The following is a 13437-nucleotide window of genomic DNA, read 5'->3' on the forward strand; positions in this document are numbered from 1 at the left end:
CCTTATACTAGCTTAATATTCTTGCGAACGACATTTTCTAAGTATTCGGCTGAGTATGGCTTTGTTATATACTCTGTCATACCTACTTCTACACCACGCAAACGATCGCTTTTGCTTGTTCTACTTGTTACAGCAATTAGCGGTAAATTTCGATATTTAGAGTATTTGCGTATTTCGCTAGCTAAGGTGTAGCCATCCATTTTTGGCATTTCTATATCGATTAAAACAGCATCAAATTGATGATCGCCTGATTTAATGATATTTAAAGCCTCTAAGCCATCTTTTGCTTCCATTAGTGTTATGCCAGTTGGGCTAAGAGATTTTTGCATAATGGTTCTATCCATTTTAGAATCATCTACTATTAGCACGCAATAATCGCTTGGTTTTTCTTTGGCTGATGATTTTTGTTCGCTTTCTATGCTAGATCTTATATCTACTTTTATTTCTTTTGCCATATCCATAATAACGCCTACATCAATAATCAGCGTTACGCGTCCATCGCCTCGTATAGTCCCGCCTGCTATGCCATTTATTCCAGCTAGATAATTACCCAAAGATTTAATAACAATCTCTTCTTGTCCAATTAAATTATCTACAATTATGCCTAATTTAGTCTCAGCCACATTTATAACAACCACATAGGTTTGATCTCCACTTTCAAGCACTTGTTTTACACCAAAAAGATCGCTAAGTCTTACTAAACTTAGCACCTCATCTCTTAATCTAAGCACATTTTTGCCTTCGATTGTGTAGATATTATCAATTGGCACGCGCACGGTTTCGCTTACATTTGCTAATGGTATGGCATAAACTTCTTCTTGTGTGCCAACTAAGAGCGATTGAATAATAGCTAGGGTTAATGGAATTTTAAGCTTAATGGTAGTGCCTTTGCCTACTTCACTATCTATATCTATCATTCCGTGAAGTTTTTCTATATTTGTTTTAACAACATCCATACCCACGCCACGGCCGCTTACATTTGTAAGCTTTTGAGCCATTGAAAAACCAGGTCTAAATATAATGCCAAAAGCTTCTTTATCTGTCATAATATCAGCTTCGTTTTCAGTGATTATCCCGCGTTCAACGGCTTTTTGTCGTATAAGATCAGCATCGATGCCCTTGCCATCATCTACTATTTCTACTACTATGTGATTGCCTTCATTATAAGCTTTTAATTGTATTTTGCCACGCTCATTTTTACCAGCTTTTGCTCTTAAAGCTGGCTCTTCTATGCCGTGATCGCAAGAATTACGAATAATATGCGTTAGCGGATCGCCTATTTCTTCTACTATTGATTTATCAAGCTCGGTTTCTTCACCGCTAATTTCTAAATCAATTTGCTTATTTAAATCGCGCCCTAAATCACGCACCACGCGCGGGAATTTATTAAATACCTTAGCAATAGGTTGCATACGCGTTTTCATCACGGCTAATTGCACATCAGTAGTTACTAAGCTTAGCGATGAAACTATATGATTTAGCTCTTCTAAAAACTGCTCGCCCTCATAACGCTCTTCTACATCGTTATAAATTGTTAATAAGCGGTTTTTGCTAAGAACTAACTCGCCTACTAGATTCATTAAATAATCAAGCCTTGCAACCTCTACGCGAATTGTTTGATCCATAGAGCTTGAACTAGATTTTGTGGGAGCGTTAGGGCTTGTTTTGCTAGCCTCGCTATTTGCTGCTGGGGTAGGATTTGGCGTAGCAGGTGCTGGGCTAGGTTCATTTTTTGGCGTAGCTTGTGTGGCTGACGCTGGTTTGGCAGCATTTTTTTGTGCGCGTCTTGCTTCATCTTCTGCTTTGCGAAGTTTTAATAAACGCTCAATTTCTGATTCTACTTGCTCTTCGCTTAGAGTATTAGGATCTACATCATCAGATGGACCAGTAGAAAGTGCCTGGTTAGAAACAGGTTCTGGCTCTGGCTTAGCACTTAGCTCTTCGCCCTCGCTTAATGCCGTTAAATGCTTACAAATTTCATTTATATCTATGCCAGCTGCTGTGTCTGAGCCATTATCTCTTATGCTAAATAGCAAATTTTTCATCATATCTACTGATTTTAGCACCACATCCATAATATCAGGCGTTATTTTTAACTCGCCACGGCGTGCTTTATTTAGCACATCTTCCATATGATGCGTAAGTTCAGTTAAAATATCAAAATTTAAAAACGAAGAACTACCTTTAATCGTATGCGCTACGCGAAATATTCTATTTAATAGCTCTAAATCATCTGGATTTGCTTCAAGCTCAACTAAATCGTGATCGATTTGCTCAATTAACTCAAATGCTTCAACTAAAAAATCTTCTAATAATTCTTGCATGTCGTCCATTAAGCACCTCCTTGAATGGCTTTTTTGCGTTCATTTAAAACGCGAATTACTTCATTGTAAAGTTGTGTGGCATTAAATTTAGTCAAATATCCATCTCCACCAACTTCTTTGCCTTGAATTTCACTAAATTGATTACTAATAGATGAATTAAAAATAATAGGAATATTGATAAATCTTTTATCTTCTTTCATTCTGGCTGCAAAATGAAAGCCGTCCATTTGTGGCATCTCTACATCAGAAATAATTATTCTAAGGTTATTTTCTAAATCTTCTTTATATAAAGCGTATAAATCATTAAGCTTTTCAAAGCCTTCTACTCCATCTTTTGCTTCTATTACTTTTAAGCCCATTTTGCTTAGAGCATCGCTTACTAAATGGCGGGCTGTTATGCTATCATCAAGCACAAGAGCAAAGCCATCTAAGCGCGAAACTTCTTGTATATCAAGATCTAGCTTAGGTTGATAGATGCCAAGTTCTTGAACTATGCTCTCAAGATCAAGTATCAATAAAACATCATCATTTTCTATGCGCGTTACGCCGGTGATTTTGCTTTTATCTAAGGCTCCGCCACCTGCTCCGCCACCTGTAAAATTTGCTGGCTCGATATCTTTCCAATTTATTCGGCGAATGCGCTTTGCTTCATGGACAATAAAACCTATATAAATATTAGAAAATTCTGAAATAATAACGCGCGGTTTTAAAATCCTCTCACTAGGCGGATCAATTCCCATCCAGCGCGCCAGGTTGATAACAGGGATCACCACACCACGCAAATCAAAAATACCTTCTATATAATCAGGTGTGCCGGGCAACTCAGTCAAATTTGGCATCTTGATGATTTCTTTAACCTTTGCGACATTTACCCCATAAATTCCTTCATAAACATCGCTTTCAGTTGTTCCGCGTTTAAAAATGCGAAAATCAACAAGCTCCATCTCGCCTGAGCCCGTTTTTAAGACATTATCATCAAACATTAAGGCTCCTTTTTGTTACTTTAAGTTTAAAGTCCGCGCATTCTAGCATAAAAAAACTTTGTTCGCACGCAAAACAAGGCAGGTTTATATAAAATATTTTTTCAATCTGCGCGCTAATGCCTTGATGATAATGCCCCTCAATCACCACATCAGCGTTATATTTGCGTAGCCTTGGGATCATTTTATTTGTGAAATTTGAAATTTTATAATCTAGCTTTTTTTGGTTTTGAAATTTTAAAATTTTCTTTGAAATTTTAAAATTTAGCGCCGTATCGATGTAATTTAGCGCCCATAAAAGTGGCTTGATCCTTAAAATTTTAAGCGCTAGCATTTCTTTAAAACTCAAAAATATATCACCATGAGCAATCGCTACTTTCAAGCCCTTAAAACTAAAAAGCGCAGGCTGAGCATTAAGCGCAAAAACCCGCACATTTGGCAAAATCCCAGCCAAATTAAAATCGTGATTGCCCTCAAAATAAAAAATCTCACAATCCTTGCCAAGTTCGTTTAAAAGTGTGATGTATTCGCTAAAAAATTGTTTTGAATAAGTAGTAAAGGTTAAAAAATCAAACATATCGCCAAGCAAAAAAATTTGTCTTGGCAAGGGTTCTTTTTGACTTTTAAAAGCTTTTAAAAGTCGTAAAAATGCGCGTTTATCGATATTTTCGTGCGAATCACTCAAAAAAATAGCATCAGGTAAAATTTCAATCATCAAAACTTCTTAAAAGCATTTAGTTAAAATTCTGCCTTTAAAATTTGCCAAATTTTAAAATGGCAAATTTTAATCAGCTAAATGCCACAGCCAAGCTCAGGCAATGCTAAGTTTTCATCAAACCCGCAAAGAATATTTGCATTTGCCATAGCTTGCGAGCTAGCCCCGCGCAATAAATTATCAATACTAGAACAAACCCAAAGTTTATTGCCCATTTTTTTGGCATAAATATCGCAAAAATGCGTCCCTGCTACATTTTTGATACAAGGCGGGGTGTTTAAAATGCGAATAAACTTATCATCTTTATAAAATTGCTTTAAAATTTCTAATGGCTCAATATCGCAAAATTCATCTTTTATGCTCGCATAAATACTTGCTATCATACCGCGATTTAATGGCAACAAATGCGGAACGAAAAGCACATCAAAGCTAGCATTTGTGGATTTTTCAAAATGCTCTTTAATTTCGATTGAATGGCGATGTGTAAAAGGGCTATAAGGCGTGCAATTTTCATTTGCGCTTACAAAATGCGAGCTTTCTTTTAAGGCTTTACCAGCTCCGCTTAAACCGCTTTTTGCATCGATGATTAATCCATCTTTTGGATTTAAAAATTTAGCAAAAGGCAAGGCCGCAAGCAAAGAGCAAGTAGGATAACACCCCGGATTTGCGATTAAAGTAGAGTTTGCGATAGCTTGGCGGTTAATCTCAACCAAGCCATAAGTAGCGCGTTTAAGCCCTAAAATATCAATATGATGAGCATAATGCGCTTCGTAATTTTCTAAGCTGATGCGATAATCAGCCGAAAGATCTACAATTTTAAAATCTTGTGGTAACTCTTTTATATAATTCATGCTTTGAGTGTGTGGCATAGCCATAAATACAAGCTCGGCGCGCTCTTTTAACTCGCTTACATTCACCACATTAACATCTAAATCTATTACGCCATTAAGCTGAGTAAAAATATTTGAAAGTGAATTTTTAGAGGTCGTGGCCGCGTAGCTTAGCTCAAATTCTGGGTGATTTTTGATTAATTTTACAAGCTCTAAACCAGTATATCCGCCAACGCCTAAAATCCCTACTTTTATGCTCATTTTGCGTCCTTTAAAATTTTATGGCTTTATAGCAAATATTAGTTATTTCAATCTCAACTTGTCCTTTTGGCAAGTTTAGCTCTATTTGATCGCCTATTTTACGCCCCATTAGTTGCTTAGCAAGCGGTGTATTTGCACTAATTAAACCTTTATCTAAATCGCTTTCTATGGCTCCAACTATCGTGTATGTAGCACTTTTGCCAGTGTCTAAATCCTCATAGCTAACGGTTGAGCCAAATTTTACTATATTATGCTCATAGCTTGATGGATCAATCACCTCAGCTTCATTTATTAGCTTGCCAAGTTCAGCTATGCGCCCATCTATAAATCTTTGGCGTTCTCTGGCGGCTTGATATTCAGCGTTTTCTTTTAAATCGCCGTGAGAGCGCGCAATATCAAGCTCTTTTATCACCTCAGGTCGCTCTACTAATTTAAGATTTTTTAGCTCATTTGTTAATTTTTCATAGCCATAAATTGTCATTTGCTCCATATAATTATCCTTGTTTATATTAAAATTTGCGCTTTTATAAATTGTAAATAAAATCTGCTTTTGTCATTTTGCCGTGTTCGCGCAAGAAAAGTAAGGCATCTATGCGCGGGTATTCATCGCCTTCGCTAGCTAAAAGAGCTGAGCGCAATTCATCTATCATTTGTAAATCATAAAGTATATACAAATAGCTTTCTGTGGCGTTTTGCTGAATGCTTTTTAATTCTTTAAATATAGCAATTAAAGAATCAGGCGCAATTTTTTTCTTTAAAATTTTAGCGATTTGTAGATATTCGTTTGCGCTAAGTTCGTTTTTGCTTAATATATTAAATAATTCGTTGCCTTTTAGCTCTAAGTCTTTATTTGCGTAGCGTGAAATTAAAATTTTAATACTTTCAAAATCTAGCTCATTTATATATTTATTTATTTGTTCGCAATTACCACAATCAATCAACGCTTTTATCGCGCATTTTTTCAAGCCCTCATCTAAATCACTGCTGTCATTTAGCACATTTATGGCGTATTTGTGATCGGCTAAAATTTTGTTTTTTTCGTTTTGTATGTAGAGAGGATTATTTTTGAGCAATCTAAATCGTCTAAGCTCAGCTATTTGGCCATTTTTAACCTTTATAAAAGCCTCATAAGCCAGATTTAACTCATCATCGCTAAATTTTTGCTGTGTGCTTTTTATCCACGGATTTAAGCTTTTAGTAACCTCAGCTGAACTATCAAAAAATTTAGTCTTAAACTCTTTATTGCTTTCTAAGCCCAAAAATACTTCTTTTGCCATAGCATTATAAAGATTTAAGTCATTTTTAAGCGCTCTTGCATCAAAAAAGCTTTTCATACTATGATAAATCATATGCAAAATACTTAAAATAGCCAAAATCACAAGCGGTATAACAACCCAAGTAGCCACGCTAAAAGTAATTTCTTGCTTTAAAATTTTAATTGTGTATTCGCCACTATAAGTGCTAAAAACTATCATCCACATAAGCGCGATGTAAATAGTAGCGTATAAGGTGTAGAGTTTTGTTTGCATTTTTATCCTTTATTTGTGATATGGGTGCTTAGCATTTATGCTTAATGCGCGATAAATCTGCTCAAAAAGCACAAGTTTTGCGATTTTATGAGCCATTGTTAAGGGCGAAAAACTAATAACTTTTTGCATCTTAGTTTTAAAATCGTTTGAAAATCCATAAGCTCCGCCTATGAAAAAATTAACCCTGCTTTTATTTTCTAATAAACTAGCAAAGCCTTTGCTATCTAGCATAATGCCCTTTTCATCAAGGGCGATATTATAGCCACTTATACACGGCAAATACGCAATTTCATAAGATTTTTGCGCATTTTGCTTTAATGCGTCTTGGCTATTTTCACTTTTAAAATTTGCTTTTAGGGCTTGGGATTTTGATATGTTTGCGTTAAATTTATTTATATTTTGAATCTTAGCCCAAGGCAGGCTATTTTTAATATAATCTTTAATCTCATCAAAATCTTTTGCTTTTTGGCAAGAAAACACATTTATTTCTATCATTTTTATTTTAGTAAAAATCTTAGCACTTGCGCTATATATGCTTTTTGCTCGCCACGCTCAACTATGGCATCAATTAATCCATGCTCTAATAAAAACTCCGCCCTTTGAAAACCTTGTGGCAAGGTCGCTTTAATGGTTTGTTCTATTACCCTTTGTCCTGCAAAGCCTATTAACGCGCCAGGCTCAGCAATAATAATATCCCCAAGCCACGCAAAACTAGCCGAAACACCGCCCATCGTAGGATCAGTTAGCACCGAAATATAAGGCAATTTAGCCTGTGCTAAAAGCTGTAAGGCTGCGCTAGTTTTGCTCATTTGCATTAAAGAAAAACTGCTCTCTTGCATTCTTGCTCCGCCACTTGCGCTTACTATTATTAGCGGTTGTTTATAAGATATGGCGCGTTTTACTGCGCGGGTGATTTTTTCTCCCTCAACCGAGCCAAGCGAACCGCCCATAAAACTAAAATCAAAAACCACAAGCTGAACTTTTAGCTCTTCAATACAACACTCCCCAGAAATCACCGAGCTATAACGCCCTGTTTTTGCCACGCTTTCATCTATGCGTTTTTTATAGCTTTTTTTATCCACAAATTTTAATGGATCGTTTGGTTGTAAATTTTCATCAAATTCTTTAAAAGTATTCACATCGGCTAATAATTTCACGCGCTCTTTTGCGCTTATTCGCATATGATAAGCGCATTTTGGGCATACATTAAAACAAGCATGCACCTCTTTATAATACATCAGTGAATTACAGCTTGGGCATTTAATCCAGTGGCTTGGAGCTTCATTTGGTGCGCTTTGTGGTTTGCGAATTTTACTAATTAAATTACCTAGCATTTTTGGCCTTAAAAATTTTGGCGCAATTATACTAAAAAAACCTTTTATTTGGCTTGCTTGCTTAGAGCAAGCGCGCTTTATTTAGTAAATTTTAAAATTTATTCTTTTAAGTCATAACACATTAAAAGTATTTTACTATTTGCAACTTAAATTTTAGGTTGTAAGGAGTAAAAATGAGCCTTTTGTCTTTCTATTTTGAGAAAGGTGAGTTTGTGTTAAAAGTAAAGAGAGTTGCGAAAGCTAAAAAAAGTGGCACGCTTGTGTTTCAAAATAAAATGAATTCTATTTTATTTCCAGTTAATTTTACTGCGTTTGATTACGATATTTTTTTTACTATTTGCTGGTATGTAAAACAGCAAGGTTATACTGATAGTCGCCAGTTTATTGAGATGCCGTATTCTGAGCTTACTAGGTTTTTTGATAAATCTTGGAATAAGACTCGTGTTAATGAACAGATAGATTTATTTGCTGACAAGGTTTTGGGTAGAGATGGTGCAGCGGTTTACCGAAGTATCATTCCAAACGCTGATGGTTTTTACAAATCTGTCGGTATATTTTTTATTAGAATTGATACTTTTAGAAACAAGCAAATTTTAAAATTCAAAATGTCTACCGATGCCCTTGATGTTCTATTTGGCGTTCTTAAATTTATGAAAATTGACTTAAATAAATTTGTTTCTATTCGTGGCAAATTTGCCAAGATTTTATATAGGCTATTGCTCCAATATGAAAATATTAAGGCTGATAGAAATGGGTTTAAGTGTGTGAATTTTAATAGAAGCGACTTTGAGAATCTTATGGCTGTGCCTAGCGGTTACGATGCTACTGATTTGGATCGGCGTGTTTTAACTCCATCGCTTTCTGAGCTTGGCGAAACTTATTTTGAAAAGATACTTTTTGAGCCAGTTTATTCTGCTGGCTCTAAAAAAATTCAAGGCTATTCTTTTAAATTTTTGTGTTGAAATCGCATTATACTAAATTTTTATCTTTTTTATTGCTTTTTTTAAAATTTTCGCATCGTGCTTTTTACCCCCTTATTCGCATTGCTATGTATTCATCTAGCTCTAGGTCGTAGTTGTTTGCTTCTGCTTTAAACATCATCAGCTCATCAAATGTGAATATATCTTTTAATTCATATGTAGCTAAAATTTTAACATCGCTGTATGTTAAGACACTTATGTCTAGACTCTCGGCTTTTTTGCGGATTGCTTCTTTTTTTTCTTCGGTCACAAATATGATGTAATTTTTTATGTGCTGTTTATCCTTTGGGTCGTTTGGTTGTGGGGCTTCTTTTAGCCCCATTTTAAATCTTACATACTCGCTCATGCTTGTGTTATGCCATTTTGCTTTGTCATAGATAGTGATTAAAATTTCATCTTTTATTTGTGGCACTTGCGTTGTTAGTGCCATTTCTATGTATTTTGCGAGGGTGTATGTTGGATATTTTTTGCGTATATTTACACTTAGCTCTTTTGAAAATTTTACACCTACGGCTACCCTATTGCTTTTTGGTGTGCGAGCGAGTTTATACTTGGCTTTTTGTGGCTCATTTAGCTCTATGTCTTGTGCATATTCATCCAGGTTGGCGGTTGAATTATTTGCTCTTTTAAAATCCATGTCACTTTCCTTTGAAATTTTATAAAATTTTAGCCTATTTAGCATTAAAAAATAATAAAATGATAAAAAATAAAATTATGTATTTTTTAATTTTTCGCTAAATTTTAAAAAATATAATTTTTAAATTTTCGCTAGTAAATCGCTAGTAAAAATTAAAAATCAATCATCGGCGTTTTTGGTTTTTCTCTTAAAAAATTTCTTTACATAACCCAGCTATCTCTGCTTTTGCTTTGTTTTTGCTATCTTGCATCTCTACAACGCCTAAGCCCATTTGCGTAGCTATTTTGTAGATTTCTCTCTCATAGATTATGGTGTTTGCCAGTTTTATGTAGCTCTCTTGCTCACTCTCGCTTGGCTCTGCGTTGATATACTCTACAAATGCCTTTAAACTCTCTATTTTCTTTTGTAAAAAGGGGTTAGGACTGGCTCTGCTGATTACTATTAGTGCTTTTAAATTTGGATTTTTCTCTTTTGCCATTTTGACACGATCTACCATTTTATCAAGGACACTTACATCTAACTGGGCTGGGACTGCTGGAATTGCGATCATGTCGCTTAGTCCTATAGCTATGTACATCTCACGGCTCGCCCATCCAGCAGTGTCTATGATGATGTTTTTGTTTGGCTGTTTTTCTCTCATTTCTGCTAAAAAACCCTTTAAATATTCGCCCACTTTGTGGGTGTAAATAAAGAGCTTGGCAGATGCTCTTGGCTTACTAGTGTCATCATCTACTTCGTTGCGGATATTTAGAAACGATGCTACCGATTTTTGTGGGTCGGTGTCTATGAGCAGTGGCAGCTCACCACTTACTCTGCCTTGCTCTATAGCTATGTTGATTGCTAGAGTGGATTTTCCGCTTCCGCCCTTTTCGTTGCAGATCGATACTATCATTGTTGTGTCCTTTCTTTCACCTACGCATACATATAATGCATGTTATTTCTTTTTTTTAAAATTTGCGCGGGCGGTTGCCCGCAAATTTTAGTATTCAACAAATTCGTCATCAAATCCCCCTAAAATGTGGCGTTCGCAAAATTCAGTGAGCTTTTTTATTTTTTGCGCGTCTGTTGTTGTTGTCGATATCACAATCTTAGTCTTATCAAGCTCGCAATCTATCGTTAAGTAGCGCGATTTGCTTTTAATGCTTTGCTTTATATAGTAAAGCGTTATACTGAATTCTCTGCTATATAGTGTATAACTGACATCTACTGATATTTCATAATCTCTATCTATTAGCTCTGCTAACTCGTCTTTTGCTTTGGCATTTAGCTCTTCTTCTAGTATGCTTATTTCATCGCTTGCGCTGTGTAGCGTGTCTAGTATTTCTTCAATATTCATTTTTTATCCTTTCTTTTAAAATTTCGCGGATTTACCGCGCTGTTTTACTCGCTTATTTTTGCATAACTGTTAGCAAATCTAAAACTTTTTGCACTCTGTCGCGCAATTCGTAAATATCGTTTTGCGTTGCACTGATATTCTCGCAAAATTGTATTTTCCAAACTTGCACCTGGCTCATCATATTAGATACTTTTCTTTTGGCATCTTCTGCTGTGTCAAAATATCCTATATGTGCTTGATAGTTATACGCATAAACAACCGCGTGTTCTATCTTATCTTTTTCCATTTTTTTCTCCTTTTTTAAAATAGACATCTTTGCCTTTCTTGTGATAGATTATACCAAAAATTAACTTAATAAATAATAAAATCTTTAAAATAAAAAAAGTTATTCTATTTAAATTAACATAAAAAATTAAAAAAATTAAAAAAGAGAAAAAAAACATAAAAAATATAAATAAATTTTAAGCCCCTTTTAAGTCTTAAAATGCTTTTTCTTCTCCCTTTTTAAATTCTCTCACCGCTTGCGGTGCTACTTGGTTTTTAAAAATTTTGCTATATGTTTGTGTTTTTAATGAGGTTTTATGTAGATTTATTTTACTATTTTGTTTGATAGCAAATTATCTTTTTTTTGATTTTTTGTTGTCGAATTAGTTTTGTGCAGTAGGCTAGTGCCTACTGCTTTGTTTCTTCCTATTTTTACCCTTTTCTCTGCGACAGCATGAAGTGCATTTTGATGATAAAATAAAGCATTACATTAAATGCTAGGTAACATATAATGTTGATTGTGATAAAAAATGCATTAGCATCTATTAGCGTGTGTATTCCGCTTGGAATTTTAAAGTAATACAGCACGGCGTTCATTACAACTCCTAGCATGTTTAATGCTAAAAAAGCCCACGCAAATCGCTTTGCTGGGTTATTGAAGAGTTCTAGTTTCTTTCCTTTTTTCATTGCTCTGTTTCAAATAGGCTTTTATCATCATCGCTTGTTGTGTTGGCGTTTTGCTCTGCTGCATTGCTTGGCATTGTTTCTTGACTAGATTGCGATACTGGCTCTACTTGTTGTGATTGTGGCTCTTGTTGCGGTGCTGACATTTGCACATTTTGATTGGTGCTTGGTTGGGCATTTTGATTGCTGTCTAGCATTTGCATTTTTTCTACTTGGATTTCGTGGCGTGAGTGCCATTGTCCGTTTTGGTCTTGCCATTGTTGCAGTTCAATTTCGCCATCTATTAAAAGCCTTGAGCCTTTGCGTAGGTATTGGTTTGCTATCTCTGCTGTCTTACCCCAAAAGTTTAAATTTATAAACATCACTTTTTCTTGTTGTTGGCCATTTCTATCTCTATATCTCTTATTTACGGCTATTGCACTCGTGGCTTTTGGTGTGCCATCTTGCAGATAGCGTAGCTCTATATCTCTTGTGAGATTACCTAGTAGAGTTGCGTTGTTAAACATTTTTTGTTCCTTTAAATTTGGTTTGTTACTTTTTGTCTTGGTCTTAGATTGCTTGCGCGTTGAATGATTATCCTTGTAAATAATTCTTTTCCGTTTAGTACGGCTGATTTGGTGTTATTTTCGGTATAATTTTGCTTTACTAGCTCAGGGTAGCGGTCTTTAATTTCAAAGTCGCACCCAATAATATTAAACTGAGCTGGATTGTGTCTTAAAAAAAAAGTTAAAGGCACACCCATGATTCCATCATAGTCTATTGGTATGTTTTTATAGTTGGTTACCTCTATGATTTTGTAGTTGTCGTATTCAGGGTATTTATGCTCGTTTCCTTTGTATTTTTGCGTTAGCCTTACTCCGTTCATGTGCTTGTTGCTTTTTAGGTTTGTGAACCAGCTAATATTTGAAAAGCGTTTTTTCGTGCCGTTTGGGCGTGTAAATATGCAGACTTGGTGGTTTCCTAGCCAAATTCTGCCCTTTTTATATAGTTCAAATATCGCCTTATATGTGATTGAGTATGTTCCGCCTACGATTAAAAATTTCTTCTTTTGGTCTTCGCAAATTTTGATTAAATCTCTAAAAAGCGAGAATGGCGGATTTGTTACTATAATGTCGCCCCCGGCGATTATCTCTTTTACTTCATCACTACGGAAGTCGCCCCTACCTTGTAGTTCGGTTTGGCTTTCTTTATTTTCGGTGATTTCTATTTTTGTGCCTTTGACGGTTGGATCATTTATGTTAAATGTTGTAGTGATTAGCTTTTTTAATCCTAGCTCTTTAAAATTTAGTAAAAAATAGCGGTAAAAATTGCTTCTTAAGCCATCGTTGCAAGGACAGACTACCACTTTGTCTTTAAAGTGCAATTTGTAGTCTTCCATCTCTATTCTTATCTCATCATAGCTTGTATAAAACTCATCATCTATTTCATACTTTGCTTTCATAAAGTAGATGTTTGTTTTTTTCTCTTTGTCTGCCATCCAACCACCAGCATTTTTGCCGGTAGGCTGTGGCGGTGTTTGTGTTATGTTATTTGTATTTTGGCTAATTTCTTGCATTTTTTTAT

At 35.3% G+C, this 13437-nt stretch carries 15 protein-coding genes; 1 reads left to right on the forward strand and 14 read right to left on the reverse strand.

Annotated elements, in window-relative coordinates; translation table 11 throughout:
* Positions 1–2 precede the first annotated feature (2 nt).
* From CINF_RS08220 to accD, 8 genes are all read right to left on the reverse strand, one after another.
* Complete coding sequence (locus CINF_RS08220) at positions 3–2333, reverse strand: hybrid sensor histidine kinase/response regulator (protein WP_179975189.1); 2331 nt, start codon at positions 2331–2333, stop codon at positions 3–5.
* Entirely contained in the window at positions 2333–3307 is a 975-nt protein-coding gene (locus tag CINF_RS08225) for a chemotaxis protein (protein WP_178696012.1), read from the reverse strand. Before CINF_RS08225 ends, CINF_RS08220 begins: the two co-directional genes overlap by 1 nt.
* On the reverse strand, positions 3300–4019 hold the full coding sequence (locus tag CINF_RS08230; protein ID WP_179975190.1) for a UDP-2,3-diacylglucosamine diphosphatase: 720 nt from the start codon (positions 4017–4019) through the stop codon (positions 3300–3302). The genes CINF_RS08225 and CINF_RS08230 overlap by 8 nt, the downstream gene beginning before the upstream one ends.
* Positions 4020–4096: 77 nt before the next feature.
* A complete protein-coding gene (argC, locus tag CINF_RS08235) occupies positions 4097–5110 on the reverse strand; it encodes an N-acetyl-gamma-glutamyl-phosphate reductase (RefSeq protein ID WP_178696016.1) in 1014 nt (337 codons plus the stop codon).
* Positions 5111–5120: 10 nt separating this feature from the next.
* Positions 5121–5600, reverse strand: a complete 480-nt coding sequence (gene greA, locus CINF_RS08240) for a transcription elongation factor GreA (protein WP_275690507.1) — start codon at positions 5598–5600, stop codon at positions 5121–5123.
* A 34-nt stretch (positions 5601–5634) separates the two neighbouring features.
* On the reverse strand, positions 5635–6639 hold the full coding sequence (locus tag CINF_RS08245; RefSeq protein WP_179975191.1) for a hypothetical protein: 1005 nt from the start codon (positions 6637–6639) through the stop codon (positions 5635–5637).
* Positions 6640–6648: 9 nt separating this feature from the next.
* Positions 6649–7131: a 23S rRNA (pseudouridine(1915)-N(3))-methyltransferase RlmH gene (locus tag CINF_RS08250; RefSeq protein ID WP_179975966.1), complete on the reverse strand. Its 483-nt coding sequence runs from the start codon at positions 7129–7131 to the stop codon at positions 6649–6651.
* A gap of 5 nt (positions 7132–7136) precedes the next feature.
* Complete coding sequence (gene accD, locus CINF_RS08255) at positions 7137–7973, reverse strand: acetyl-CoA carboxylase, carboxyltransferase subunit beta (RefSeq protein WP_179975192.1); 837 nt, start codon at positions 7971–7973, stop codon at positions 7137–7139.
* 173 nt (positions 7974–8146) lie between these two features.
* On the opposite strand from accD, the gene CINF_RS08260 reads away from it, so the two are divergent.
* On the forward strand, positions 8147–8935 hold the full coding sequence (locus CINF_RS08260; protein WP_179975193.1) for a replication initiation protein: 789 nt from the start codon (positions 8147–8149) through the stop codon (positions 8933–8935).
* Between the two features lie 64 nt (positions 8936–8999).
* Here the strand turns inward: CINF_RS08260 and CINF_RS08265 are convergent, their stop codons facing one another.
* From CINF_RS08265 to CINF_RS08290, 6 genes are all read right to left on the reverse strand, one after another.
* The gene (locus CINF_RS08265) at positions 9000–9590 is read right to left on the reverse strand and encodes a hypothetical protein (protein ID WP_179975194.1); all 591 of its coding nucleotides are present in this window, start codon (positions 9588–9590) and stop codon (positions 9000–9002) included.
* A 187-nt stretch (positions 9591–9777) separates the two neighbouring features.
* Entirely contained in the window at positions 9778–10482 is a 705-nt protein-coding gene (locus CINF_RS08270; protein ID WP_179975195.1) for a nucleotide-binding protein, read from the reverse strand.
* An 87-nt stretch (positions 10483–10569) separates the two neighbouring features.
* On the reverse strand, positions 10570–10926 hold the full coding sequence (locus tag CINF_RS08275; RefSeq protein ID WP_179975196.1) for a hypothetical protein: 357 nt from the start codon (positions 10924–10926) through the stop codon (positions 10570–10572).
* A gap of 52 nt (positions 10927–10978) precedes the next feature.
* Positions 10979–11212, reverse strand: a complete 234-nt coding sequence (locus CINF_RS08280; RefSeq protein ID WP_179975197.1) for a hypothetical protein — start codon at positions 11210–11212, stop codon at positions 10979–10981.
* 661 nt (positions 11213–11873) lie between these two features.
* Entirely contained in the window at positions 11874–12380 is a 507-nt protein-coding gene (gene ssb / locus CINF_RS08285) for a single-stranded DNA-binding protein (RefSeq protein ID WP_179975198.1), read from the reverse strand.
* Positions 12381–12391: 11 nt separating this feature from the next.
* The gene (locus CINF_RS08290) at positions 12392–13429 is read right to left on the reverse strand and encodes an adenine-specific methyltransferase EcoRI family protein (protein ID WP_179975199.1); all 1038 of its coding nucleotides are present in this window, start codon (positions 13427–13429) and stop codon (positions 12392–12394) included.
* Positions 13430–13437 lie beyond the last annotated feature (8 nt).

This window comes from Candidatus Campylobacter infans (assembly GCF_013416015.1).
GTDB lineage: Bacteria > Campylobacterota > Campylobacteria > Campylobacterales > Campylobacteraceae > Campylobacter > Campylobacter infans.